17 protein-coding genes are annotated in these 25,518 nt (G+C 66.5%); 11 read left to right on the top strand and 6 right to left on the bottom strand.

The window, feature by feature from the left end:
• Window positions 1–305: 305 nt before the first annotated feature.
• Together AC1DKR_RS04775 and AC1DKR_RS04770 are read right to left on the bottom strand one after the other, a co-directional pair.
• Window positions 306–3,065 carry a TonB-dependent receptor gene (locus AC1DKR_RS04775; RefSeq protein ID WP_478031423.1) on the bottom strand — a complete coding sequence of 920 codons (2,760 nt, stop codon included), beginning with the start codon at window positions 3,063–3,065 and terminating at the stop codon, window positions 306–308.
• Window positions 3,066–3,319: 254 nt separating this feature from the next.
• On the bottom strand, window positions 3,320–5,374 hold the full coding sequence (locus tag AC1DKR_RS04770; protein WP_478031420.1) for a glycoside hydrolase family 97 protein: 2,055 nt from the start codon (window positions 5,372–5,374) through the stop codon (window positions 3,320–3,322).
• Window positions 5,375–5,610: 236 nt separating this feature from the next.
• Here AC1DKR_RS04770 and AC1DKR_RS04765 point away from each other — a divergent pair, with 236 nt between their 5' ends.
• From AC1DKR_RS04765 to AC1DKR_RS04740, 6 genes are all read left to right on the top strand, one after another.
• Complete coding sequence (locus AC1DKR_RS04765) at window positions 5,611–7,803, top strand: alpha-L-rhamnosidase-related protein (protein ID WP_478031418.1); 2,193 nt, start codon at window positions 5,611–5,613, stop codon at window positions 7,801–7,803.
• Window positions 7,800–9,287 (top strand): MFS transporter, encoded by a 1,488-nt coding sequence (locus AC1DKR_RS04760; RefSeq protein WP_406779112.1) that lies wholly within the window; start codon window positions 7,800–7,802, stop codon window positions 9,285–9,287. The genes AC1DKR_RS04765 and AC1DKR_RS04760 overlap by 4 nt, the downstream gene beginning before the upstream one ends.
• Complete coding sequence (locus AC1DKR_RS04755; protein WP_478031415.1) at window positions 9,287–11,002, top strand: alpha-amylase family glycosyl hydrolase; 1,716 nt, start codon at window positions 9,287–9,289, stop codon at window positions 11,000–11,002. Before AC1DKR_RS04760 ends, AC1DKR_RS04755 begins: the two co-directional genes overlap by 1 nt.
• 153 nt (window positions 11,003–11,155) lie before the next feature.
• Entirely contained in the window at window positions 11,156–11,542 is a 387-nt protein-coding gene (locus AC1DKR_RS04750; RefSeq protein ID WP_032975874.1) for an SseB family protein, read from the top strand.
• Window positions 11,543–11,659: 117 nt separating this feature from the next.
• Window positions 11,660–12,124, top strand: coding sequence for a GNAT family N-acetyltransferase (locus AC1DKR_RS04745; protein WP_088101569.1), 465 nt, complete (start codon window positions 11,660–11,662; stop codon window positions 12,122–12,124).
• The gene (locus tag AC1DKR_RS04740; RefSeq protein WP_033830565.1) at window positions 12,121–12,426 is read left to right on the top strand and encodes a hypothetical protein; all 306 of its coding nucleotides are present in this window, start codon (window positions 12,121–12,123) and stop codon (window positions 12,424–12,426) included. The genes AC1DKR_RS04745 and AC1DKR_RS04740 overlap by 4 nt, the downstream gene beginning before the upstream one ends.
• A 151-nt stretch (window positions 12,427–12,577) precedes the next feature.
• Here the strand turns inward: AC1DKR_RS04740 and AC1DKR_RS04735 are convergent, their stop codons facing one another.
• The 3 genes from AC1DKR_RS04735 to AC1DKR_RS04725 form a co-directional block, all read right to left on the bottom strand.
• On the bottom strand, window positions 12,578–16,156 hold the full coding sequence (locus AC1DKR_RS04735) for an ABC transporter permease/M1 family aminopeptidase (RefSeq protein ID WP_478031410.1): 3,579 nt from the start codon (window positions 16,154–16,156) through the stop codon (window positions 12,578–12,580).
• A gap of 12 nt (window positions 16,157–16,168) precedes the next feature.
• Window positions 16,169–17,068 carry an ABC transporter ATP-binding protein gene (locus tag AC1DKR_RS04730; protein WP_059063355.1) on the bottom strand — a complete coding sequence of 300 codons (900 nt, stop codon included), beginning with the start codon at window positions 17,066–17,068 and terminating at the stop codon, window positions 16,169–16,171.
• 73 nt (window positions 17,069–17,141) lie between these two features.
• Complete coding sequence (locus AC1DKR_RS04725) at window positions 17,142–17,606, bottom strand: GNAT family N-acetyltransferase (protein WP_223494456.1); 465 nt, start codon at window positions 17,604–17,606, stop codon at window positions 17,142–17,144.
• A gap of 335 nt (window positions 17,607–17,941) precedes the next feature.
• Here AC1DKR_RS04725 and AC1DKR_RS04720 point away from each other — a divergent pair, with 335 nt between their 5' ends.
• Both AC1DKR_RS04720 and AC1DKR_RS04715 read left to right on the top strand, forming a co-directional pair.
• Window positions 17,942–19,438: an ATPase domain-containing protein gene (locus tag AC1DKR_RS04720; protein ID WP_033830567.1), complete on the top strand. Its 1,497-nt coding sequence runs from the start codon at window positions 17,942–17,944 to the stop codon at window positions 19,436–19,438.
• Window positions 19,428–21,482, top strand: coding sequence for an ATP-binding protein (locus AC1DKR_RS04715; RefSeq protein ID WP_363730374.1), 2,055 nt, complete (start codon window positions 19,428–19,430; stop codon window positions 21,480–21,482). Before AC1DKR_RS04720 ends, AC1DKR_RS04715 begins: the two co-directional genes overlap by 11 nt.
• A 94-nt stretch (window positions 21,483–21,576) precedes the next feature.
• Here AC1DKR_RS04715 and AC1DKR_RS04710 read toward each other — a convergent pair whose 3' ends face one another.
• Entirely contained in the window at window positions 21,577–22,608 is a 1,032-nt protein-coding gene (locus tag AC1DKR_RS04710; RefSeq protein ID WP_025873949.1) for a LacI family DNA-binding transcriptional regulator, read from the bottom strand.
• 283 nt (window positions 22,609–22,891) lie between these two features.
• Between AC1DKR_RS04710 and ssb the strand changes: the two genes are divergently transcribed.
• From ssb to AC1DKR_RS04695, 3 genes are all read left to right on the top strand, one after another.
• On the top strand, window positions 22,892–23,470 hold the full coding sequence (gene ssb / locus AC1DKR_RS04705; RefSeq protein WP_363730379.1) for a single-stranded DNA-binding protein: 579 nt from the start codon (window positions 22,892–22,894) through the stop codon (window positions 23,468–23,470).
• A gap of 78 nt (window positions 23,471–23,548) precedes the next feature.
• A complete protein-coding gene (locus AC1DKR_RS04700) occupies window positions 23,549–24,421 on the top strand; it encodes a hypothetical protein (RefSeq protein WP_363730381.1) in 873 nt (290 codons plus the stop codon).
• Window positions 24,422–24,627: 206 nt separating this feature from the next.
• Window positions 24,628–25,518, top strand: a complete 891-nt coding sequence (locus AC1DKR_RS04695) for a hydroxypyruvate isomerase family protein (protein ID WP_363730383.1) — start codon at window positions 24,628–24,630, stop codon at window positions 25,516–25,518.

Raw genomic sequence — 25,518 nt, 5'->3', positions numbered from 1 at the left:
GGGACGGGGCCGAAGCGCCCCGTCCCTTTTTTGTGGGCGCGGTTCCGGTGCAGAGCATCCACGCATGGCGTGGATCTACCGGGGGTATGCAGAATGGATCCCCGTCATGCATGGATGCGATGCGGCGGGGTAGATCCACGCCATGCGTGGATGGGGCCGTACCGATCACGCTTCACTGGCCAACGCGTTGCGCACAAAAGAAAACCCGCTGCCTGCGCAGCGGGTTTCCGGTCCTGCTCCCCTTGGGTACCGGCCAGCGGCCGGCACTACCGAGTCCGGGTCGCCGGGCATGGCCCGGCGCTACCTCAGAACTTGTAGTTCACGCCCAGCATGTAGGTGCGGCCCCACTCGATGTACTCCAGCGGGCGATCCTTGGTGCCGGCGTAGGTGCGGTACGGCTCGTTGGTCAGGTTGCTTCCCTGCAGCAGCAGGGTCAGCCCACGCAGGCTGCTGCTGTCGCTGAAGGTATAGCTGACCTGCGCATCGGTCACGTTCTCGCCCACGACATAACGCAGGGTGCGGTTGCCGTTGAAGTTGCCGATCTCGCCGATGAAGTCCGAACGGCGGCGCTGGCTCACGCGTGCCTCAAAGCCACTACGCTCGTAGTAGGCGGTGAAGTTGTACACGCGCTTGGACAGGCCGGGCAGGCTGATCGGGTCGGTACCCACGCTGGACGCGCTTTCCGGATCCAGGATCTGGATGTCGCTCTTGTTGAACGTCGCGCTGGCCTGCACGCCGAAGCCACGCAGGCTGTCGGTCAGCATTTCCAGCGGGAACGACGCGGTCAGCTCCAGGCCCTTCAGGGTGCCGCCCTTGCCGTTCACCGGGGTCGAGAAGGTGCCGGTCGGCAGCACCGGCACCACCATGCCCGGCGGCGGCACATAGTCGCCCAGCAGGCCGCTGAAGTCGTAGTTGTCCACCGACTGGGTGTAGACGTAGCTCTTCAGGTCCTTGTAGAAGATCGCGGCGGCCACGTAGGCCTTCTCGCCGAAGTACTTCTCGTAGGACAGGTCCAGTGCGGTGGCGCGCCACGGGTCCAGCAACGGGTTGCCGCCACTGCCGCCGGGGCGACCGGTACCGGTATCCACGCCGAACTCCAGGCCCGCGCGCATCTGGTCCACGCGCGGGCGCGCGACCTGCTTGGCTGCGGCAAAACGCAGGGTCTGCTCATGCGGGAACATGAAGGCCAGGTTCAAGCTGGGCAGCCAGTCGTTGTACTTGCGGCCGTCCGAGTAGGGCTGGATGTTGTTGCCGGCCGCCTGCGAGCTGTCCCAGTAGCGCGAGTCCGAGCTCTGGTCGGTGTGCTGCATCTGCACACCGATATTGCCGCGTACGCCCACCACACCGATGTCGGTGTTGATGTTCAGGCGCGCCCAGGCGGTGGTGATCTTTTCCTGCACCGTCCACGACTTGGGAATCAGGTAGTCCAGGTTGTCGACCGGATTGAAGGTCATGTAGCGACCGACCGCGCCAGGCACGTTCCAGGCCGGGATGGTGCCCAGGCCGGCGAAGCCGAGGTTGACCGGGCGGTACTGCAGATCCGATGCGATGTTGGCATCGCCCTGCGCGCCCAGCAGGATGTTGCCTTCGGACTGGGTCTTCACCTTGCGGCGGTCGGCATAGTTCACGCCGATATCCAGATCCGGTGCCCACGACGCCATTGCTTCGGGCAGGGCGATGGTCGCGGCCAGCTTGCCGCCCTTCAGGCGGTCTTCCACCTTCGGCACCTTGCCGTAACCAGAACCGTAGATGGTGTTGGTCAGGAACAGCGCGTCCGGGTTGGAGTAGTTCAGGCCCGGGCTGATCTGCGAGAAGCCATCCTGGCGGAACTGCACACCGACCGTATCCAGCTGCGGCATCGGGGTCAGCTGCAGGTTGTTTTCCAGGTTCAGTTCGTCGCGGGTGGCCTTGGAATAGTTCAGGTCGGCAACCAGCTTGACGCTGCCGAAGGTGAACTCGTTGTTCCAGCCGAACGCATCGATCTTGTCCTTGCGCTTGTTGTACATGCCGCGTACCAGCGGGTACACGCCACTGGCGGTGCCACCGGTGAAGGTGCCATTGGCGTTGACCTGCGGGTTGCTGACCAGCAGGCCCGGGGTGTAGTTGCCGTTGTAGTTGCTGAGGTTGAGCTCGAACTGGTTGGCGGTGTCGATCTGCTCTGCTTCGGTGTGGAACGCGTCGAAGGTGCTGGTCCAAGCGTTGTTGGGCCGGAACTGGATCGTGGCCATCACACCGTCGCGCTTGTTGTTGCCGGTGCGGCGCAGCGCCTTGATGCCGTCGGTGAAGTAGGTGCCAGCGGCAACACCGGGGCGGTTGCCGTTGGTGGTGTGCTCGGTGGTCCACGGCTCGTACAGGCCCACCTGGTTTTCCTGGATCGGCATGTCGCTGTGCGCGTAGCCGATCGCGATGCCGAGCGTCTTGTCCAGGAACTGGTCGATGTAGCTGGCGCTGAAGCGGTTGCCGTACGGGTCGGTGTCGGCGGCGCGGCCCAACGAACTCTTCTGGTAGCGGCCGCTGACGGCGATGACGCGGTCGGGGAAGCTGAGCGGACGTGCAGTCTGCATGTCGATGGTGCCCGACAGGCCCTGGCCGACCAGCGCTGCGTCGGGGGTCTTGTACACGGTCACGCCGTTGACCAGCTCGGACGGATACTGGTCGAACTCGACGCCGCGGTTGTCGCCGGTGCTGACCACTTCACGCCCGTTGAGCAGGGTGGTGGCGAAATCCGGCGACAGGCCGCGCACGCTGATCACCTGCGCACGACCGGCCACACGCTGTGCGGCAAGGCCAGGCAGGCGCGAGATCGATTCGGCGATGCTGACGTCGGGCAGCTTGCCGATGTCCTCGGCGGAGATGGCTTCGACCACCGAGGTGGCGTCCTGCTTGGTCGCGATGGCGCTTTCGATGCCGCGACGGATGCCGGTGACCTGCACGGTGTCCAGGTTGGTGGCGGCGGTGCCGGCTGGCGGGGTTGCCGTGCTCTGCGTGGACTGCGCTGCTGCCAGCGATGGCGTCAGTACGACGGCCAACGCGATGCTCAGCGCACTGCGCTTGTGGTTCAACATTTTCCCCTCCCAGGCAATGTTGTAGTGCGATTCGTGGTCGTCCCGATGGTGTCGAGGACGTGCGACGCGGTGGCCGCTGTCGTCGCCGCTATGGTAGGCAGCGCGTTCTTCGTGGGAATCACCCTGCATACGTATTCAATGGCGTTTGCAGGGTTGTAATCGCTTCCAGATCATCATTCCGGTAGTGCCGGCCACTGGCCGGCAACCATCCGCGTCGCAACGATGCCGGCCAGCGGCCGGCACTACCTGCGCATTCACAGCGGGGTGAAGCGGATGGCCTGTCCGCCGCCCGGCGCCAGCACCAGCGTGAGTGAATCGGTGCTGCTGACCTCGCGTGTTTCGCGCTTGAAGGCGAAGGGACTGCTGCGGAAATCCGCGCCATCGCCATCGCGGTAGACCTCGGCGCGGTAGCGCACGCCCGGCTCCAGGAAACCCAACGACACCGGCAGCACGCGGCCGTTCTCGTCGGTGATGCTGCCCAGGAACCAGTCACGGCTGTTGCGGTCGCGGCGCACGATCGTCACGTAGTCGCCGACCTCGCCATCGAGCACGCGGCTCTGCTCCCAGTCCACCGCCACGTCCTCGATGAAGCGGAACGCTTCGCGGTGCTGCAGGTAGTGCTCGGGCAGGTCGGCAGCCATCTGGATCGGGCTGTACAGCACCACATACAGGGCCAGCTGGCGTGCCAGCGTGCTGGGAATGGCCTGGCCGTGGCGGCCCTTCAGGCTGAGGATGCCGGGCGTGTAATCCATCGGCCCGGCCAGCATGCGGGTGAATACCAGGTTGACCTCATGCTCGGGCGGGTTCGGTGGCTGGCCCCAGGCGTTGTATTCCATGCCACGTGCGCCCTCGCGGGAAATCCAGTTCGGGTAGGTGCGGCGCAGGCCGGTGTCCTTGATCGGCTCGTGCGGGTTCACCGACAGGTGCCGGCGGGCGGCTTCCTGCACCACCTTCAGGTGATGGCGGGCCATGAACTGCCCGTCGTGCCACTCGCGCCACAGCGGGCCGCCGGCCGGATTGCGGCGATCAACCTGGCCGTCGTCGCAGACGTAGCCGGTCTTGAACTGGTCCACGCCCAGCCGCGCATACAGATCCAGCGCAGCACCCAGCTGGTCTTCGTAGTGTTCGATCGCGCAGCCGGTTTCATGATGGCCGATCAGGTGCACGCCCTTCTTCAGCCCGTACGCCGACAATGATTCGATGTCGAAATCCGGCGTGGCGCGGGTGAAGTCGAAGTCGTAACCATTGCCGACCCAGTTGCCGTCCCAGCCAGGATTCCAGCCTTCCACCAGCACACCACGGAAGCCGTGCGCGGCGGCGAAATCGATCACCTTCCGTGTCTTTGCGGTGGTGGCCGCATGCTTTGGTCCGGTGGCCCAGCTCTCTTCATCCAGGTGCATCGACCACCACACGCCCAGATACTTGGCCGGCTTCACCCAGCTCACATCGCCCAGCGCATTGGGCTCGTTGAGGTTGAGGATCAGGTCGGACTCGACCAGGCCGCCGGCACGGTCGGCGATCTGCAGGGTGCGCCATGGCGTGGCGAAGGGCAGGGCGCGGCGCACCTTCCAGCCTTCGGCCGAAGGCGAAAGCTGGGCGCGCAGGCGCTGGCCCTCGGTGCGGCGCAGCCACATGCCCGCGTAGTCGACCAGTGCCGCCTCATGGATGGCCACGTGCAGGCCGTCGTGGCTGCGCAGGGTCATCGGCGTGTGCACCAGCGGCACTTCGCGCAGCGGCGTGCGCTGGTACAGGTATTCGTAATGGATCGGCTCGCCCGCAGGTATCCACCATGCGGTGGACTCCGGCGCGATGGCGAACTCGGTCAGCTCGTCATCGATGATCGCTTCGCGCAGGTTCGGTTGCTCGGGGAACACGTAGCGGAAGCCCAGGCCGTCGTCGTAGACGCGGAACACCAGGTCCAGCCGGCGCTTGCTGCCGGTGGTTTCGGCCAGGTGCACGGTCAGTTCGTTGAAGTGGTTGCGGGTGAGCCGGCGCTCGCCCCAGGGCTGTTCCCAGCTGTCGTCGACACTGCGGCGTTCCTGCGCCAGCAGGCTGAAGTCGCGGTCGAGGCGACCATCGCGCAGTTCAAAACCCAGCTTCGAATCGGCCACCACGGTCTGGCCGAGGCGCTCGACGCGGTAGCGCGCGGTACCGCCGTCCAGCACCAGGCTGACCTTCAGCACCTTGTCCGGTGATTCGACGCTGGCGATCTGCGGTGCCGCCGCCTGTGCCAGCGCGGCCCATCCCAGCAGGGCCAGGCCGAAAGCGTGCGCGAACACTGCGCGTACCGTTGTGGATGACGTCGGCATTTCCCCTCCCAAGGCGCCGTTGACAGACCCGGACCATAAGCCAGCACGGTAGGCGCGCCTGTACTGCGCGCCATGAATACGTATGCAGCTGGACGCAGCCGACAGCCCCGCGTCTACCATGGGGCCAAGGCACCTTGAGGGAGGTGCCGCGCCCGCACGCCGGCAACGGCAGTGCGGACCCACAACGGTGCAGAGAGGGAGGGAGGTCGACGGGCGCAAGCCGGTCTGCCGCTTCGATGCTGAAGATCATTTGCCTGACCGCTGCCCTGGGGGCAGCGCTGGGGACGACCGCGCACGCGGCCGACCTGACATTCGACGGCCGCCAGGCGCGCGCCGAATCCGCTGCCAAGGGCAGTTTCATCCTGCATGCGCCGAAGGGTGAGGTGCGCATCGCCGCCGCGCCCATGCGCAGCCAGACCGGTAGCGTGATGTTCGACGCGCTGTTCGCGCTGGCCCAGCAGGAAATGGACCAGGACCGGGTGGATGCCATCCGCGATCCGGCCTTCGACGAAGGCCGTCCGGTACCGTGCGAGTGCTTCCAGACCGGCGCGCGCTGGCCGTATGTGTGGACGCGTGACGTCAGCTTTGCAGCCGATCTGGCGCTGGCGAAGCTGGACCCGAAGCGCACCCGTCAGTCGCTGCAGTTCAAGTTGTCGGCTGCGCGCGACGGGCACACGCCCGGCCTGTTCGTGGCCCAGGACACCGGCTCCGGTGGCAGCTGGCCGATCAGCAGCGACCGCGTGGTGTGGTTCCTCGCCGCACGCCACCTGCTGGATGATCCTGCGTTTGCCGAGCAGGTCTGGCAGGCCCTGCAGGGCACATTGGCGCAGGACCGGGCGATGGTCTTCGACGCGCAGATGGGCCTGTATCGCGGCGAGACCTCGTTCCTTGACTGGCGCGAGCAGACCTATCCGGACTGGACGCGCGAGGACGTGCGCTTCATCGGCGATTCCTACGCGCTGTCCACCAACGTGCTGCATTACCAGGCGCTGCGCCTGGCGCAGCAGATGGCCGCGCAGCTGGGCGACGAGCGCAGCGAGCAGTACAGGGCCTGGGCCGACGCACTGGCGGTGCAGATCGACGCGCGCTTCTGGCGCGAAGACATGGGCCAGTACATGAGCTACATCGGCGAAGCGGCGCACCCGGTGCCCTACGCCAAGATCGATCTGCTCGGCCTGTCGCTGGGCATCCTCGCCGACGTGCTGCCTGCTGAGCGCGCGCGCCGTGCGCTGGCGGGCTATCCGATGGGTGCTGCCGGCAGTCCGGTGGTATGGCCGCAGGAGGCGCAGCAGCCGATCTACCACAACCGCGCGATCTGGCCGTTCGTCAGCGCGTACTCGCTGCGCGCGGCGCGCAAGGTGGACGATGCGCCGCGCATTGCCGCCGAGATCCGCTCGTTGATGCAGGGGGCGGCGTTGGCCGGCTCCAACATGGAGAACTACGAGCTGGTCACCCAGGCCGTACACGTGGACGAAGGTGCTTTGAGTGGTCCGGTGGTCAACTCCGAGCGCCAGTTGTGGTCGGTGGCCGGCTATCTGTCGATGGTGACCGAGGGCGTGTTCGGCGTGCAGGACGACGGTCGCGTGCAGCCCAAGCTGCCGGCCGAGCTGGTGCCGGAGCTGTTCGGAAAGCAGAAGCGGATCAGTCTGGAGGCGGCCGGCAAGCGCTATGTGCTGGAGCGCCCGAAGCAGGTGGGCGCTGGCTTGCTGGTCGCGGGCAAGACGCGCACGCGCGGCGCCACGACGACCGTGCAGCTGGTCGCCGCGCCGGCAGCGGCGAACCGTGATGTGCCGCGCGCCGATGCCAATGCACGTGCGCCGGCCACGCCGCTGGCGCCGCAGGCAAAGCGCAGTGGCAAGGGCTGGACCGTCGCAGTCGCCGCCGGACAGGTGCTGTGGCAGGACGGTGTCGTGGCCACTGTCAGCAAGGGCCAGGTGCGCGTCGGCGATGATGGCCTGCAGCACTGCCTGAGCCTGACCCGTCGCGAAGGTGGGCTGGAATCACTGCACAGCCCGATGGTCTGCGTCGGTCCGCAGCAGGTGCTGCGTGGCAGCCGGCAGTGGCAGTTCAACGCCGCCAAGGCGGGCCACGTGCGCCTGCGCCTGCAGTACACCAACTCGAACGGCCCGATCAACACCGGTGTGACTGCGGCGGTGAAACAGCTGGCCGTGCAGTGCAAGGGCCAGCCGCTCCAGCGGCACACGGTGACGCTGCCGCACAGCGTGGCGGCGCAGGACTCGACCGCCGCAACCTTCGCGGTGCCCAAGGGGCGCTGCACGGTCACCCTGGAAGAGGGCTTCAACATGAGCGCGCTGCAGCACTTCGCGCACTACACCGGCGGCAAGGGCGGGCGCGACGGCGTGCTCAACCAGGCCCAGGTGCAGGCGCTGAAGGTCGCGCCGGTGGCGGCAGCAGAGGACGCACGATGAGTCGTCCTGCAAAGCCGCAGTTGTCGTTCTGGCAGATCTGGAACATGTGCTTCGGCTTCCTTGGCATTCAGTTCGGCTTTGCCCTGCAGAACGCCAACGCCAGCCGCATCTTCGAAACGCTGGGTGCGGACATGGAGGCGGTGCCGGGGCTGTGGATCGCCGCACCGCTGACCGGTCTGCTGGTGCAGCCGGTGATCGGCTACCTGTCCGACCGCACCTGGACGCGCTGGGGACGGCGCCGCCCGTTCTTCATGATCGGCGCGGTGCTGACCACGCTGGCCCTGCTGGTGATGCCGAACTCGCCAACGCTGTGGATCGCGGCCGGCACGCTGTGGGTGCTGGATGCCTCGATCAACGTGTCGATGGAGCCGTTCCGCGCCTTCGTCGGCGACCAGCTGGCACCGCGGCAGCGCCCGGCTGGCTATGCGATGCAGAGCTTCTTCATCGGCATCGGTGCCATCGTTGCCAGCTTCCTGCCCTTCATCCTGGCCCACTTCGGCGTTGCCAACACGGCAGCGGCGGGCGAGGTGCCCGACACTGTGCGCTATGCGTTCTACTTCGGCGCGGTGGTGCTGCTGGCGGCGATCACCTGGACGGTGGTCAGCACACGTGAGTATTCGCCCGACGAGCTGGCCAGCTTCGATGACGCCGAACCACCGGCGCACCACGCCGGCACTGCGGTCACCGGCCCTGCGCCGTGGGCGCAGGTTGCGCTGTGGCTGGGGCTCGGCGTGCTGCTGGCGGCGCTGATCGCGTGGCGCCAGGGCGACAAGATGCTGTACGTGCTGGCCGGCCTGTGCGCGGGCTACGGTGCACTGCTGGCGGCGGCACGGGTACTGCCGGGCACGCACATGCTGGCCGCCATCGTCGGCGACCTGCGTGCGATGCCGATCACCATGCGCCGGCTGGCCTGGGTGCAGTTCTTCTCGTGGTTCGCCCTGTTCGCGATGTGGATCTTCACCACGCGTGCAGTGGCCGGCATGCACTTCGGCTCCACCGACGTCGAATCGGCGGCCTACAACGAAGGCGCCAACTGGGTGGGCGTGCTGTTCGGTGCCTACAACGGCTTCGCCGCACTGGCCGCGCTGCTGATCCCACCGATGGTGCGGGCGATCGGCCTGCGTTGGAGCCACCTGGTCAACCTGTGGCTGGGCGGGGCAGGGCTGATCTCGATGATGTTCATCGACGATCCGCAGTGGCTGCTGCTGTCGATGGTCGGCGTGGGTTTTGCCTGGGCCTCGATCCTTTCATTGCCCTATGCGCTGCTGTCGGACAGCGTGCCGGCGGCGAAGATGGGCGTGTACATGGGCATCTTCAATTTCTTCATCGTGATCCCGCAGCTGGTCGCGGCCAGCGCGCTCGGTTTCGCCCTGCGCGCATGGCTGGGTGGCCAGCCGATGCATGTCCTGGTGCTGGGTGGCTGCAGTCTGTTGATTGCGGGTCTGTGCGTGTTGCGGGTTCCGTCCCGTCCGGAGGTGGTGTGATGCGTGGTGCCCTGTCTGCTGCTGTATCCCTTTTGCTGTTCGCTGGCCATGCTTCGGCTGCGCCACGCCCGGCCTATGTTGGCACCACCGAACCGTTCGCCGGCGACGCGGTGTACTTCGTAGTCACCGACCGCTTCGTCAACGGCGATCCGTCCAACGATCACCGCGACCAGGGCGGCGAGCACCGCACGTTCGATATCCCGGTGCCGTGCCCGGACAAGGTGGACGGCAACATCGGCTATCTCGGTGGCGATTTCCGCGGCGTGCTCGACAATGCCGACTACATCCGCAACCTCGGCTTCGGCGCGGTGTGGATCACGCCCATCGTCGACAACCCGGATGAAGCCTTCACCGGCAGCAAGCCGATCAGCTGCACCAGTACCCTGACCGACCGTGGCAAGACCGGCTACCACGGCTACTGGGGCATCAACTTCTACAAACTTGACGAACACCTGCCAAGCGAGGAGCTGGACTTTGCAGGGTTGACCAAGGGCCTGCACGACGCTGGCCTGAAGGTGGTGCTGGACATCGTCGGCAACCACGGGTCGCCGGCATGGACCATGCCCAAGCGGCAGCCGCAGTTCGGCCAGATCTTCGGCAAGGACGGCACGCTGATCGCCGACCACCAGAACCTGCCGCCGCAGAAGCTGGACCCGAAGCACAATCCGCTGCACGCGTTCTACAACAACATCGGTCCGGTCGACAGCAAGGACGGCTCTATCTTCGACGGCAACCTGGCCGAGCTGAGCGACTTCAACCAGGACAATCCGGCGGTGATGGACTACCTGGTGAGTGCCTACCTGCAGTGGACCGCGCAGGGCGTGGACGCGCTGCGCATCGACACCATCGGCTGGCTGCCACACCCGTGGTGGCACGAGTTCGTCAATCGCATCCGCGCGCAGCACCCGGGCATGTTCATGTTCGGCGAGGCGTTCGACTACAACGCGGCCAGCATCGCCGAACACACCTGGCCGGCCAACGCCAATGTCAGCGTGCTCGACTTCCCGCTGCGCGGCGCGCTGGAGCAGACCTTCGGCACGGCCGGCAAGGGTTTTGAAACCCTGGCTGAGCCGCTGCACCTGACCGGTGGCCCGTACGCCAACCCGTACGAGCTGATGAGCTTCTACGACAACCACGACATGCCGCGTCTGCAGGCCAACGACAACGGCTTCATCGACGCGCATAACTGGCTGTTCACCGCACGTGGTATTCCGGTGGTCTATTACGGATCGGAAACCGGCTTCATGCGCGGCCGCGCCGAGCACGCCGGCAACCGCGCCTACTTCGGCCAGCCGCGGGTGGATGCCGCCCCGCAGAGCCCGATCTTCGCGCCGCTGCAGCGCATCGCCAAACTGCGTGAGGCCACGCCGGCACTGCAGCGCGGCCTGCAGGTGAACGAACGTCTGCAGGGCGATGAAGCGGTGTTCTTCCGCGTGCTGCAGCACGCCGACGTGGCGCAGACTGCGCTGGTGTTGTTGAACAAGGGCGATGCCGCGAAGACCTTCAATGTGGACCGCTACCTGCAGACCGGCACCTGGCGTGACGCGCTGGACGGCGGCCAGGTGACGGTGAAGGGCAGCCTGAAGGCGGAGGTGCCGGCGCACGGGGTGAAGGTGTTTGTGCTGGATGCGGACGTGCAGCAGCCGGCCCTGCAGGCCGAACTGGACAAGGCCGTGGCTGACCAGCAGGCGCGCGATCGGCGACTGAAGCGCTGACCGCCCACGGGGCCTCGCAAACGGTGATGCTGGCCGCTGGCCGGCAACCTCCGTGTCGTTGGAGCCAATGCAGTTGCCGGCCAGCGGCCGGCACTACCCGGTGAGGCGGCATCCGGCACAATAGGCATCCCCTGATGCCGCGCCTGTACTGCCATGACCGACCTTGCCCCGCAGACCCCGATCGAAACCCTGCTCAAGGCCGCGATGGATGGAACGGTGCCGATCCGCGCGTTCATGGAGGCCTTCGTCGCTTCCCAGGTGGTGCTGTTGACCGGCAGCCTGGTCACGCCCGATGGGAGTGGCTTCGATCCGCTGCTGTTCGACAAGCAGGGCACCCTGCACGTGGCCGTGTTCACCGATCCGGCGCGGGTGGGCATCTACAGCCAGCAGGCCGAGCATCAGGTCCGCTGGCTGATGCTGGATGTGCTGCGTCGCGTGCCGGGCGGTTACGGCGTGGTAATCAACCCGGGTACTACGCTGGGCTTCGAGATCTCGCCCAGCGGCGTCGGCGAGATCCTGAAGGACTTCGCGCAGGGCTGAGGTGCAGATCGCCGCGGAGCCGATCCCATGCACGGCTTGGTTGATTGCAACAATTTGCAGTGACTGCAGACGTGAAGCATGCTTTCCTGAAGGACGATCAGGACAGCGAGGTTACCCATGGAGTTCAGGATGCTGGCGCCAGCGGCGCCGGAGTGCGAGCAGCTGGCGCAGTGGTATCACGCGCAGTGGGGAAAGGATGCAGGCTTCACTCTGGAAGATGAGCGTCTGCGGCTGCGCAAGCCCAAGGACGCGCAGGGATTCCCGCATCTGCTGGCGGCAATCGACGATGGGCAGGTGGTCGGCGCCGCGCAGCTCAAGCGCGGTGAGATGCCCGGTTTTCCCGAGTATGAGCACTGGCTGGGAAGTGTGTATGTGGCCGACAGCCAACGCGGACGAGGGTTGGCCAGCACGCTTGTCGAACGCGCAGTGAAGCACGCCCGGTCGATGGGCATATCGCAGCTCTACCTGCAGACCGAGTCGCTGGACGGTGGTCTGTATGCGCGATTGGGGTGGAAGCCCGTCGTCGAGTCCAACACGCGTGGCTTCCCGGTGCTGGTGATGGTCCGCGGGTTGAGCGCATGAGCACCGCCTCGGCCCGCCATTCCCGTCTTGCCCTGGTCTTCCTGATCGGCGCCATCGTCGCAGCCCTCATCGCCGCGCCATTGCTGAGCGCGGTCGGCATCGTGCAGTGGCCGGTGTTCGTCATCGCCTGGCTGATCAATCTTGGCGCTGCCTGGCATCTGGGCGTTTGGGCAGGGCTGCAGGGCCGTTCGGAGTTTGCCTTCATGTTGCTGGCTGCACTCGGCACCGTAGCGTCGATCGTGATCTACGTGCTGCTGGCGGTGCTGGGGCCGAAGGCCGGTTCGCAGGGCCCCGCAGCGTAGCCCAGGGCGTCAACCGGGCAGTACGGCATCCACACCGCGCATGGATGCATTCCAGTAGATCCACGCCATGCGTGGATGCATCCCCGTAGATCCGCGCCATGCGTGGATGCCGTAGGAGGTCGGTGCCGGCCCGAAGGCCGGCACCGCCACATCACATCGTCACCTTGCGCCGGTTGTCTTCGCTCACCCGGTCGATCAGCTTGTTGTACGGATCGAAACCGGCCTCGTCCGGCTTGGCATCCACCGTCACCGTGATCGTCGGCGCTGCCGTGGTGATGTGATGGCGCTGCAGGTACACCACCTTCTGGTCGCGTTCCTTGCCCGAGGGACCGTTGGCGAACACGCCGATCTCGACCCAGTCGTCCAGCGCGGCCGGCGTTTCCTTGCCCTGGCCATCGGCATGGACCTTGGCGGCGTGCAGCTTCAGGGTGACGTCGTAGCGGCCATCGGCACGCTTGCGCGCGCTGGCGGTCTCCAGCCGGTTGTCGTACAGCGTGATCTTCTCGAACAGATCGGTCAGCAGCTGCTGTCGGTCGGCCGGGGTCTCCGCACGCAGGTAGTCCAGCAGCTCCCGCGAGGTGGTGTACGGCGGCTGCTGGTAGCCCTTGTCCTGCAGGAAGCGCTGCAGGGCGCGGTTCAGCGCCTGTTCGCCGATTTCCTCACGCAGGCGGTAGAACACCAGCGAACCCTTGCGATAGTGGATGTACTGCTGGTTCTCCACCCGTTCCAGCGGCAGTTCCTCGATGCGCTCGCCGCCCCGGCCGGCCAGGTAGCGGTCCAGTTCGGTCTTCAGGAACTGGCGCATGTGCGCGCGGCCGTACTCCTTTTCCATCACCATCAGCGCCGAGTACTGCGACAGCGATTCGGACAGTACCGTGGCGCCCTGCACGTTGGCACCGATCACCTGGTGCGCCCACCACTGGTGTGCGATCTCATGCGCGGTGACGTAGAACACGTAGTCCACCTTGTCCGGGTCACGCAGGTCGGCGATGAAGCCGATCGACTCGGAGTAGGGGATGGTGTTGGCGAAGGACTGGGCAAAGCTCTGGTAGCCCGGGAACTCGATGATGCGCACCTGGCGGTGCTGGTAGGGCGTGAAGTTCGCCTCGTAGTAGGCCAGCGACTTCTGCACCGCTTCGATCATGCGGTCCACGTTGTAGGCATGGGCCGGGTCGAAGTACACCTCGATCGGAATGTCCTTGTACATGCCCTTCTTCACCTGCCAGCGCGCCGACAGATAGGCGTAGAAGTTGAGCATGGGCCGGTCCATCGCATAGCTGAAGCAGCGGCGGCCGTTCACGGTGGTCTCGTGCTGCAGGTAGCCCGGGGCCAGCGCGACCTGGTCCGGTGCCGTGCAGATGGTGGTACGGAAGTCCAGCCAGTCGGCATCGTCGGAGATGTAGGTGTTGGCACGTGCTGCTTCATCCTCCAGCTTCGGCATGCGGGTCGGCTCACCCAGCCCGCGCTTGCGCCGTTCGTTGCGGTCCTCCAGCTCGCCGCGCGGGTCGTAGCCGAAAGACGGCAGCAGGGTGCTGTTGAAGAACGTGCCGTTGTCCACGATGTTGCTGGGTGCCTGGCCGGCGGCGATGCCCTTGGGTCGTTGTTCGACGCGGAAATGCACCTGCCGCTGCTCGCCGGGCAGCAACGGCTTGGCCAGGCGGTAGATGCGGTAACCCAGGTCGACATCATGGAAGGCCAGGGTCTGCCCGCCCAGGTCGACCTTGACCAGATTGCGGTCATCGCCCATCGCGATGTGGATGTCACTGATCGGGGCAGCGTGGGTGTTGCGCACCGTCCAGTCGGCATCGATGACCATAGACTGGGTTTCCGGATGGAGGTCCACGCGGTTGTCGACGGCGATGATGCGCGGTTGCGGCAGGTTCCTGTACTTCGACAGCTCGCGCTCGTAGCGCACCTGCAGGTCGCGCTGCTGGTCAGGAGACAAGAATTCATTGCGGATGTTGGTGCTCCAGTACAACCATCCGCCGAGCGCGACAAAGCCGAGCAGGGATACGGCAAAGCCCGCGCCGGTCGGACCGCGCAGGCGACGTGCCGCCAGCTTCAGCCGGTCGCGCGCACTGGCGCCGACGCCGCGCACCCAGAACGCGGATGCAAGGAACAGCAGCGCGGCCAGCAGCAGGCCCCAATAGGCCTGGAAGACCAGCTGCCCAGGCAGGAAGTGGCCGTAGCCGTTCATGTCCGAGTACGGGGCGTTGGGCCAGTTGCCGAAGTTGTACAGGTTCTGGGTGAAGTCCAGCAGGCCCAGCGCGACCTGCGCGATCATCACCACGATCAACAGTGCGTAGCCGAAGAACTTGTTGTTGGTCAGGACCTGCAGGACCAGCGCCATGCCGCCCATCAGCAGATAGAACACCGAACCGAGGGCCAGCACCTTCAGGTACAGCAGCGGCTCCAGGTGGGTATAGCCCTGCACCAGCTGCATGGCCATCGACACCACCGCACCGATGGCCTGGAAGCAGGCGACGATCACCACCAGGGTGGTCAGCCGGGCCAGCAGCGGTACCCAGCTGGGTACGGGCATGGCGTCGTTGACTTCGTTCAAGCGGACCGCGCGCTCCTTCCAGACCAGTTCGCCGGAATAGAACAGCACGATGATCACCAGCAGCCAGCTGTAGGCGCCCTGCAGGGCCGACAGCATTTCGGTGGTGACCGGCCAGATCGGCGTGCCATAGACCGCGCTCTGGTGCAGGGCGGCGGGGATGAAGTTGGCCAGGCCCAGCACCAGCAGCACGATGAACGGCACCCCGCGCAGGACGCCGAGGGTGTCAAAGCGCACCTGGCGCACGAACTGGTGCCAGCCGGTTGCCGCGCTGAAGCGGGGGCGCACGCGCGGTGCGGTGATCGCCGCCGGCCGCGGCGCATCGGCGCTGACCACAGCCTGGCGACGGCCCCAACGCCTGCGCCCACTGCCGGTACGCTCGGTGCGGAACAGAGCGAAGGTGGCGGTGAACAAGACGGCGGCCACCCCCAGCCACAGGGCACGGTTGGCCAGCAGGTAGCCCGCCACCTCGGGCAGGCGGGTGTTGCTCTGCTCGGCGGCCCAGTAGCGGACCGTGCGACCGAGCGCGCGCATGCCCAGTGGCTCGGTCAACGTGGCGATCCAGACGTTGTCGATATCGCTCAGCAGCGACGCACTCACGCCATACAGCACGAAGTAGCCGACCAGGCCGATGTAGACCCACAGGATCGAGCGCGTCAGCGCCGCCAGCAGCGACAACAGGGCGGTGGTGAACAACACGTTGGGCAGCACGATCCAGGTGAAGGTCCAAGCGTAGCTGGCCAGCGAAACCGGGCCGACGCGGGCCTTGTCCACCCAGGGCATGAACGGCCCCAGGAAGATGCCCAGCGCGATGATCAGGTAGACCACCAGGCTGGCGCAGATCGCTGCCAGGATGCGTCCGGCCAGGTAATCGCGGCGCTTGATCGGGCTTGCGAAGATCAGCTCCGAGGTGCCCAGCTCGAAGTCGCGCAGCAACGCATTGCTGACGAACATGGTGGACACCAGCATGCCCATCATGGTGAAGATGCCCATGAAGCGCGCGATGACGATCGGCGCATTGCTGTGCACGTTGTTGACGCCGCCGCCGATCTGTACGGCTTCGGAGGAGGCGGCGGCGAAGGCCAGCGCGGCGAACAGGAACGCCAGCAGCCACAGCAGCGGCGAACGCAGCTGCTCGCGCAGCTCGAAGCGGAAGAAGGTGAGGATCATGGTGTGCTCCGCTCAGGCTGCACGGGCACGCGCCTGCAGGCGCAGGCGCTGGAAGTACACATCCTCGAGATCGGGGGCGACCGCAGTGAAGCCATCACCGGGGTCGCTGGCGCTGTGCACGTGGATCACCGGGCGGCCGCCGACCAGGCGCGATGACAGTACCGTGTAGCGCGCCTCGTGGTCGGCCAGTTCGGAAGGCTCCACCTGCTTGCGCCAGACCTGTTGCTGCAATGCCTCGATGGCATCGGTGGGGCGACCGGTCAGCAGCACCTGGCCCTTGTTCATGATCGCCATGGTCGGGCACAGGTCGGTCACGTCCTCGACGATGTGGGTGGACAGGATCACCGCCACGTTCTCGCCGATGGCCGCTAGCAGGTTGAGGAAGCGGTTGCGCTCTTCCGGATCAAGGCCGGCGGTGGGTTCGTCGACGATCACCAGGCGCGGGTCGCCCAACAGCGCCTGGGCGATGCCGAAGCGCTGGCGCATGCCGCCGGAGTAGGTGCCCAGCTTGCGCTTGCGTGCATCCCACAGGTTCACCTGCTGCAGCAGGCCATCGACCACCTCGCGGCGCTGACCGCGCTGGGTCAAGCCCTTCAGTACGGCAAAGTGCTCCAGCAGGTCCAGCGCGCTGACTTTCGGGTACACCCCGAAATCCTGCGGAAGGTAGCCCAGGCGGCGGCGCACGGCGTCCTTGTCGCGCAGCACGTCGATCGGCGATTCACCCGGAATGCTCAGGGTGGCACTGCCGCTGTCGGCCTCCTGCAGGGTGGCCAGCGTGCGCATCAGCGAGGATTTCCCCGCGCCGTTGGGCCCGAGCAGGCCGAACATGCCGCGGGGAATATCCAGGGTGACCCCGTTCAACGCGTGTACGCCGTTGGCGTACGTCTTGGACAGCGAATCGATCTTCAGCATGCGACGTACACCTTTCCGTGTGTTGATCTGCTGTTTATCGCGCTGAACGGGGGGCGGCGTCATGCCCCTTTGGTCATGGTGCCGTTGGCGGGCGGCCCAGCTGCCAGCACAGCAGTGCACCGTCCTCGGCATCCATGCCCTGGCCGGCCACGTAGAAACCATTCCGGCGCAGCACTGCCTGCGAGGGCAGGTTGGCCACGGCGGTTTCCGCCTTCAGCATGCGTACGCGCGGGTCGGTCCACGCCCATTGCACGAACGCGGCCAGTGCGGCGCTGGCAAGCCCGCGTCCCTGGTGGGCCGGGGCGACGCCATAGCCGAGGGTGAGTACGCCGGCGCGCGGCGCGCAGGTCAGGGACAGCAGGCCAACCGTGTGGCCGGCCTCGACGATCCGCCATGCGGCTGGAGCAAAGCGGGGCTCGATGGAGGCGGTGAGGTCGGCCAGCATGGCGATCACATCGGGCGGGGCGACCGCTTCGTCAGCGGGATCGGTGCAGGACAGCAGAGCGCGCACGTCGTGCGCGGACGCGGGAATGAGCATGGGAACCTCGACAGGGAACTGCCCGGAAGGGCATTGCCGGTACGAGGGCAGGAGCGTGGGCCTCAGCCCAGGTGCAACGCGCCGTCCGCCGCCGTCACCGGTGCGGTGTGGGAAATGCTGGCGGAGGACAAAGGCCTTCTCCCGGAAGGGTGGAATGGTGCGGCGTGGTACCAATCTAGCGCATCGCACGCGCGTCGGCGCTGGCGTGTGCGCCCAGGGCCGGAACCCGCGCCGACGCCGTGAAGGCATTCTGAATGCGGATCTGGACTTGCGCTGGATCACACAATGCGTCGACAGGGGCGCCGATAGGCTTTGCCCCTCAAACGTCGACGTCGATGCAGGCACGCATGCGGATCACAACGGGAATTGAAGGACTGGACAGCATCATTGGTGGCGGGCTGCCGCAGGCGCGGCTGTACCTGCTTGAGGGGCCGCCGGGCTCCGGCAAGACCACGCTGTCCCTGCAGTTCCTGCTGGAAGGCCTGCGGCGCGGCGAGCGCTGCCTCTACATCACCCTGTCCGAGACGGCCGAGGAGCTGCGCGAAGTCGCGTTGGCGCACGGCTGGTCGCTGGACGGTCTGCACCTGTTCGAGCTGGGTTCGGCCGAAGGAGCCATGGGCAATGGCCGCCTGCAGTCGGTGCTGCATTCGTGGGAAATGGAGCTGGACGAGACGGTCAACCTGATCATGTCCAAGGTGGACAGCATCGGGCCGACCCGGGTGGTGTTCGATTCATTGTCGGAACTGCGCCTGCTGGCGCAGGATTCGCTGCGCTATCGTCGCCAGATCCTCGCACTCAAGCAGTTCTTCGCGCCCAAGAGTGCGACGGTTTTCCTGGTGGACGACCTGACGTCCACCGGCGATGAGCGCGACGGCCAGCTGCACAGCCTGTGCCATGGCGTGGTCTCGCTGGAACGCCTGACCCTGGACTTCGGCCCTGCGCGGCGCCGCATGCAGGTGCAGAAGCTGCGGGGCGTCGATTTCGTTGCCGGCTACCACGACATGGTGATCCGTCGCGGCGGCGTGCAGATCTTCCCCCGCCTGATCGCCTCGGAACATCACGGACGGTTCGTCGGAACGCCCATCAGCAGCGGCGTGGCCGAGATCGACCGGCTGCTGGGCGGCGGTCCGCTGCGCGGTACCTCCACCCTGTTGACCGGCCCGGCCGGCAGCGGCAAGACCAACGTGGCGCTGCAGTATGTGTGGGCCGCCTGCGAGCGCGGCGAGCGTAGCTGCATCTTCGAGTTCGACGAGCGCGTGGGCACGCTGCTGGCACGCGCTTCGGCACTGGATATCGATCTGGACAAGCATCTGCGCTCCGGCATGCTGGAGATCCTGCAGATCGACCCGGCCGAAGTGTCGCCCGGGGAGTTCTCCTGGAACCTGCGCAAGTCCGTGGAGGAGCGCAACTGCCGTGTGCTGGTGATCGACAGCCTCAACGGCTACGTGACCGCCATGCCGCAGGAAAAACAGCTGATGCTGCAGCTGCACGAGATGCTGTCCTACCTCAACCAGAAGGGTGTGGCGACCTTCATGATCAACCCGCAGCATGGGCTGGTGGGCACCATGTCCACCGGCAGCCTCAATGTGTCCTACATCGCTGATGCGGTGGTGCTGTTCCGCTTCTTCGAAGCGAAGGGACGCATCCGCAAGGCGATCTCGGTGATCAAGAACCGCGGCGGTGCGCATGAAGACACCATCCGCGAACTGAAGATCGATGGGCGCGGCATCACTGTCAGCGCCGCATTGGCCGATTTCCAGGGCATCCTCACCGGCACGCCGGAGTTCGTCGGCGACAGCGCAGCGCTGCTGGGCCAGTCCGATGTCCGATAGCGATGAGGGCGGCACCGTTGTCCGTATCGTCGCTCCCTTCGGCCGTGATGCCGACAGCATCGCTGCGGTGCTGGCCGGCGCAGGGTTGAGGACGGGCATCGCGCCAAGCCTGGAAGTGCTGGCTGAGCAACTTGATGACTGCACCGGGCTGGTGGTGGTCACCCAGGAAGCGGTGGCACGCGGCAGCGAGGTACTGCTGCAGGCGTTGCAGCAGCAGCCCACCTGGTCCGACATCCCGTTCATCCTGCTGCGGTCGGCGCGCTCCTATCGGCGTTCCACCCGCGAGCCGCTGCTGCCCGGCTCGATCAACGTGGTGGAAATGGACCGGCCACTGGGAAGCGTGTCGCTGCTCAGTGCGGTACAGGGCGCGCTGCGAGCGCGCGGCAAGCAGTTCGTGGTGCGCGACCAGGTCGCCGCCTTGGCCGACGGCCGCGCGGCATTGGCACGCAGCGAGTCCGAGCTGCGATTGATCGCCGATGCGATGCCGGTGCTGATCGCATTCGTGGACCGCGCGCTGTGCTTCCGCTTCGCCAACAAGGCCTACGAAAGCTGGTTCGAACTGGCCACCGGAGAGGTCATCGGCAGGCACGTGCGCGAGGTCATCGGCGAGACCGTGTGGCAGCAGCGTCGCCCGGCGATGGAAGCGGCGTTGGCCGGTCGCGAGGCGATGTTCGAGATCGTCTGGCCACATCGCGTGTACGGGCGCCGGGACTGCGAAGTGCGTTACTCGCCGCGCCGCAATGGCGAGGGTCGCATCGACGGCTTCCACGTATTCGTTACCGATATCACCGCGGCCAAGCTGGCCCTTGCCAGCAGCCAGCAGCACGCGCACGCGCTGGAGGCGATGGTGGCCGAGCGCACCCGTGAACTGGAAGCGCAGATGGCGGCGCGCGAGGCCAGCGACGCTGCATTGCGGCAGTCGCAGAAGATGGAGGCGATCGGCCAGTTGACCGGCGGCATCGCCCACGATTTCAACAACATGCTGACCGGCATCCTGTCTGCGCTGGATATTGTCCGGCTGCGCCTGGACATGGGCCGGGTCGACGACCTCGAACGTTTCCTGGACACCGCCACCGCCTCGGCCCAGCGTGCCGCGGCACTGACCCAGCGCCTGCTGGCGTTCTCCCGGCGGCAGTCGCTGGATGCGCGTCCGGTGGAGCTCAACACGCTGCTGGTTTCGGTGCAGCACCTGCTGCACAGCACCCTGGGCGAGGCGGTGCGCATCCGCGCCGAACCCTCGCCGCTGCCCTTGCACGCCACGCTGGATGCCAACCAATTCGAGAGCGCGCTGCTGAACCTGGCCATCAACGCGCGTGATGCGATGCCGGACGGCGGCGATCTGACTCTGCGTGCCTCGTCGGTAAGCGTAAGGGAAGGCCAGTACACGGCCGTGCCTGCCGGTGACTACGCATTGGTGGAGGTGGCCGACACCGGTGCCGGCATGGCGCCGGAAGTGGTCGAGCGCGCCTTCGAGCCCTTCTTCACCACCAAGCCCATCGGCAAGGGAACGGGGCTGGGCATGTCGATGGTGTACGGCTTCATGCAGCAGTCCGGTGGCCACATCGCCATCCAGTCCAATGTCGGCGAAGGGACGACGGTGCTGCTGTTCATTCCGTTGTCGGAGGCCGTTGTGGAGGACGCGCCTGCACCCTCGCAGCCGATCCGCCGCGGCGCCGGCCAGTCCATCCTGGTGGTGGAGGATGACGAGCAGGTACGGATGCTGGTGACGGTGGTGCTGGAAGACCTGGGCTACCACGCCCAGGTGGTGGGTGATGCCGATGCGGCGATTCCCATCCTCACTTCGGCGCAGAGCATCGATCTGCTGGTCACCGATGTCGGGCTGCCGGGGCTCAACGGGCGCCAGCTGGCGGAGATCGCGCGGCAATCGCGACCGGCGCTGCCGATCCTGTTCATGACCGGCTATGCGGAAAAGGCACAGGAGCGCGCGGCCTTCCTGGACGAAGGCATGGCGATGATCGCCAAGCCCTTCCTGCTGGATGAATTCAGCATGGCGGTACGCACGGCCATGCCGGGCGGCGCGTAGCGATGCAGGTCCTGTAGAGCCGGGCCATGCCCGGCTGTCGTCGGCCTTGCGTCCCACGCATGCATGCCGGGCATGGCCTGGCTCCACCGAAGGGCTACGTGCGCAGCGACGACTCGCGCACCACCAGCTTCACCGGAATGCTCTGGCCTTCCACCGGCTGCCGGCCGATCAGCGCCAGCAGCTTCTCCACCAGCAGCTGGCCGGCCTGCTTGGTGTCCTGCTGCACGGTGGTCAGCGGCGGCGACACCGAGGCTGCCAGCGGGATGTCATCGAAGCCGGTCACCGCCACGTCCTGCGGCACCCGCAGGCCCTGTTCGCGCAGCGCGCGCACCGCGCCGATGGCGATCAGGTCGCTGGCCGCGCAGACCGCATCGATGGAACGGTCCTGGGCCAGCAGTGACAGGCACGCCTCATGCCCGGACGCCTCGGTGGTGATCGCATCGTGCTGCAGCGCCGGGTCGGCGGTCAGGCCATGCGCACGCAGCGCTTCGACGTGGCCGCGATAGCGCTCCTGGAATTCGGGGTAATGGCTGGAGGCATGGCCGAGGAAGGCGATGCGGCGGCAGCCCTGTTCCAGCAGGTGGGCGGTGATGTCATGCCCGCCCTGGAAGTTGTCGCTGCCGATCGACACCCCCGGCTGGCCGGGCAGGGCCGCGCCCCAGCGCACGAAGTGGGTGCCTTGTTCCACCAGCCGCTGCAGGCGGTCGCGCGACTGGTGGTAGTCGCCATAGCCCAGCAGGATGATGCCATCGGCCTTGTTGCTGTCTTCGTAATCGGCCTGCCAGTCGGTGGACAGCTGCTGGAAGGACACCAGCAGGTCCTGCCCGTGCAGCGCGCAGGCGCGGGTGATCGACCCCAGCATCGAGTGGAAGAACGGGTTGATCAGCGAGTCGTCGTTGGTCGGGTCCTCGAAGAACAGCAGGGCCAGCGTGCCGGCATTGCGCAGGCGCAGGCTGGAGGCGTTCTTGTCGACCTTGTAGTTCAGCTCGCGGGCGATGCGCAGGATGCGCTCGCGGGTCTCGGCATTGACCATCGGGCTGCCGCGCAGGGCCCGCGACACCGTGGGCTGGGAGACCCCGGCCAGGTGGGCGATGTCCAGGGAGGTGGCTTTGCCTTTGATGGTCATGGGGGCCGGCAGGGAAATGATCGGGGAATGATGCCATGGGGCGCCGATGGGCTGGCGCCGCGCGCCGGGGCAGGGCGCGCGCAGTGCCCTGCCCGGGGGCTGCAGGCCGGATTCCGGCCATGGCCGGGGGCTTTCCCGACCCAGGTGTCGGCCGAGGGGATGGTAAGATGACCCGTTCTCGTATTCCCCCAAATTTCCCGGGGGCGACCCCAGCGCTCTGCACCCCCGCCCGGGGACGTGCTATCACTGGCGGCCTGCCCTTGGACAACGGACGAAGGTACCTATGGCGCGCGGCATCAACAAAGTCATCCTGGTCGGCAACCTCGGCAACGACCCGGACGTGAAGTACACCCAGAGCGGCATGGCGATCACCCGCATCAGCCTGGCTACCACCAGCGTCCGCAAGGACAAGGATGGCAACCAGCAGGAACGTACCGAATGGCACCGCGTGGTGTTCTTCGGCAAGCTCGGCGAGATCGCCGGCGAGTACCTGCGCAAGGGCAGCTCGGTGTACGTCGAAGGCAGCCTGCGTTACGACAAGTACACCGGCCAGGACGGCGTGGAGAAGTACTCCACCGACATCGTCGCCGATGAAATGCAGATGCTGGGTGGCCGCGGTGAAGGCGGCGGCGGTGGCGGCGGCAACTTCGCTGGCGGCGAGCGTCCGCAGCGCCAGCAGGCCCCGCGCCAGGAATACGGCGGCGGTGGTGGTGGCGGTGGCAACCAGCGTGGCGGCCAGGGCGGTGGTTACAACCAGGGCGGCAACCAGGGCGGCGGCTACGGCCAGCAGCGTCCGCAGCAGCCGCCGCAGCAGTCGGCGCCGCCGATGGATGATTTCGCTGACGACGATATTCCGTTCTGATTCCCGCCAGGCTCCGGCCTGCAGAACCCCGGCAAGGCCCAGCGCCTGCCGGGGTTTTTTGTTGTAGCGTGGGTGCACATGACGCGCTTCCGCCTAGCCACCGTCGCCCTGCTGCTGATTCTCGGCGGCTGCGGCGACGGCGGTAACCGCGATTCCCGGCGCCAATCAGCTACGACCGCGCCACCTGGCCTGCCTGCGATGGCGTCGCGTACACCGCACTTCCTCATCCACAGCGCCGCAAACCCGCAACAGACCGCTGCGGTCGGCATGGCAGTGGAAGCGCTGCATCGGTCGTATGCGATGACCGTGGGGCAGCGGGGCACCGCCGGGCCTTTCCAGTTGGTGCTGTACCGCGACCAGGCCGACTTCAAGGCACACAACCGCAGCAGCCCATGGGCCGAGGCGTACTACCGCCGACCTTACGCCTTTGCCTATCCGGGCGAGGGCGACGCGCCCCATCAGTGGATGCTGCATGAAGTGACCCATCAGCTGCTGGCCGAGGCCAGTGGCCTGTCCCCGCGACGCTGGATGAACGAAGGGATGGCCTGTTACTTCGGCGCCAGCAGGCTTTCAGGCGGAACGCTGCACGTGGGCACGCCGGATCCGGCCGGCTACCCGGTCTGGTGGCTGAGCGAACTGCGCTTCGATAGCGCCGGGCGGCCCAGCCTCGAAAATGCGCCGCTGCCCACCCTGCGGCAACTGGTGGAAGACAGCGGACCGCCCGTCGCAGCGCACGTGAACGGCTACTACGTGGCGTGGTGGAGCCTGGTCCACTTCCTGATGGAAGGCGACGGCCAAGCCCATCGTCGGCAAGCTCTGCTGCTTCTGCACCGAGGCGGAAATCCAGCGGCCTTCCAGCAGCTGATCGGCAGCTACGCGGAATTCGAACCGCGCTGGCATCAACACCTGCGCGCGTTGGCCCGCTCCCAGGGTGAGCGGGGAATGCCCTGAGCTTCACCCGCGTTCGCTTTCCCGCAATGCTGCACGCCTTGGCCGCTCAGCTGCGATGGGGCCGGAATCGGGCTTGCCGTGGTGCCCCGCAGCATTGATTTTCGTGCACCGCGACTTGCAAACAGACAATTTCCTCCCCTATGGTGCAATCGATTGCATTGCCGTGAATCGTTGCGTTTGATACCGGTTGGGAGGCCGGCAGGTGGATGTCCATCCATTCGATCAGACCGGCCCCGGGCCTCACGCGGCGCGATGCGCTGCGCATGGCGGCCGCTGCGAGCCTTGGCTTGGCGGCGGCGGGCGTTCTGCCTGCGTTTGCCGCCACTGCGCCGCTCAAGGGCAACCTGAAGCACTCCGTGGCCCGCTGGACCTTTCCGCAGCTGTCGGTCGCCCAGCTCTGCGCGACGGTGAAGGACATCGGTTTTGCCGCGATCGACCTGGTCGGCCCGGAAGACTGGCCCACCCTGAAGGCCCATGGCGTATACAGCTCGATGTGCAACGGCGCCGAGCTGGGCCTTACCAAGGGCTTTGCCGGCCGTGAGTTCCACGATCAGCTGGTGGAGCGCTACACGCGGCATATCGACCTGGTGGCCGATGCCGGTTACCGCAACCTCATCTGCTTTTCCGGCAACCGCAACGGCATGGACCCGCAGGAGGGCATGGCCAATGCCGAGGCCGGCCTCAAGCGCATCCTCGGGCAGGCCGAGAAACGTGGCGTGGTGCTGGTGATGGAGCTGCTGAACTCCAGGGTCGATCATCGCGACTATCTGTGCGACCACTCCGCCTGGGGCGTGGAACTGTGCCAGCGGCTCGGCTCGGACAACTTCGGCCTGCTGTACGACATCTATCACATGCAGATCATGGAGGGCGACATCATCGCCACCATCGGCAGGCATCACGCCTGTTTCAAGCATTACCACACCGCGGGCGTGCCGGGCCGGCACGAGATCGGGGACCAGCAGGAACTCAATTACCCCGCCATCTGTCGCGCGATCCGCGACACCGGTTTCGATGGGTATCTGGCGCAGGAATTCATGCCTGCGGCACCGGATCCCGTCGGTTCGCTGCGCGAGGCCATCCGCCTCTGCGACGTCTGA

This window comes from Stenotrophomonas sp. 01N47 (assembly GCF_056399165.1).
The sequence above is the reverse complement of the archived record's forward strand: the minus strand, read 5'-3'. Positions and strand labels throughout refer to the sequence as shown.

Coding starts and splice junctions, on each gene's coding strand:
- AC1DKR_RS04775 (WP_478031423.1), bottom strand. CDS start 3,065: ATGTTGAACCACAAGCGCAGTGCGCTGAGCATCGCGTTGGCCGTCGTA.
- AC1DKR_RS04770 (WP_478031420.1), bottom strand. CDS start 5,374: ATGCCGACGTCATCCACAACGGTACGCGCAGTGTTCGCGCACGCTTTC.
- AC1DKR_RS04765 (WP_478031418.1), top strand. CDS start 5,611: ATGCTGAAGATCATTTGCCTGACCGCTGCCCTGGGGGCAGCGCTGGGG.
- AC1DKR_RS04760 (WP_406779112.1), top strand. CDS start 7,800: ATGAGTCGTCCTGCAAAGCCGCAGTTGTCGTTCTGGCAGATCTGGAAC.
- AC1DKR_RS04755 (WP_478031415.1), top strand. CDS start 9,287: ATGCGTGGTGCCCTGTCTGCTGCTGTATCCCTTTTGCTGTTCGCTGGC.
- AC1DKR_RS04750 (WP_032975874.1), top strand. CDS start 11,156: ATGACCGACCTTGCCCCGCAGACCCCGATCGAAACCCTGCTCAAGGCC.
- AC1DKR_RS04745 (WP_088101569.1), top strand. CDS start 11,660: ATGGAGTTCAGGATGCTGGCGCCAGCGGCGCCGGAGTGCGAGCAGCTG.
- AC1DKR_RS04740 (WP_033830565.1), top strand. CDS start 12,121: ATGAGCACCGCCTCGGCCCGCCATTCCCGTCTTGCCCTGGTCTTCCTG.
- AC1DKR_RS04735 (WP_478031410.1), bottom strand. CDS start 16,156: ATGATCCTCACCTTCTTCCGCTTCGAGCTGCGCGAGCAGCTGCGTTCG.
- AC1DKR_RS04730 (WP_059063355.1), bottom strand. CDS start 17,068: ATGCTGAAGATCGATTCGCTGTCCAAGACGTACGCCAACGGCGTACAC.
- AC1DKR_RS04725 (WP_223494456.1), bottom strand. CDS start 17,606: ATGCTCATTCCCGCGTCCGCGCACGACGTGCGCGCTCTGCTGTCCTGC.
- AC1DKR_RS04720 (WP_033830567.1), top strand. CDS start 17,942: ATGCAGGCACGCATGCGGATCACAACGGGAATTGAAGGACTGGACAGC.
- AC1DKR_RS04715 (WP_363730374.1), top strand. CDS start 19,428: ATGTCCGATAGCGATGAGGGCGGCACCGTTGTCCGTATCGTCGCTCCC.
- AC1DKR_RS04710 (WP_025873949.1), bottom strand. CDS start 22,608: ATGACCATCAAAGGCAAAGCCACCTCCCTGGACATCGCCCACCTGGCC.
- ssb (WP_363730379.1), top strand. CDS start 22,892: ATGGCGCGCGGCATCAACAAAGTCATCCTGGTCGGCAACCTCGGCAAC.
- AC1DKR_RS04700 (WP_363730381.1), top strand. CDS start 23,549: ATGACGCGCTTCCGCCTAGCCACCGTCGCCCTGCTGCTGATTCTCGGC.
- AC1DKR_RS04695 (WP_363730383.1), top strand. CDS start 24,628: ATGTCCATCCATTCGATCAGACCGGCCCCGGGCCTCACGCGGCGCGAT.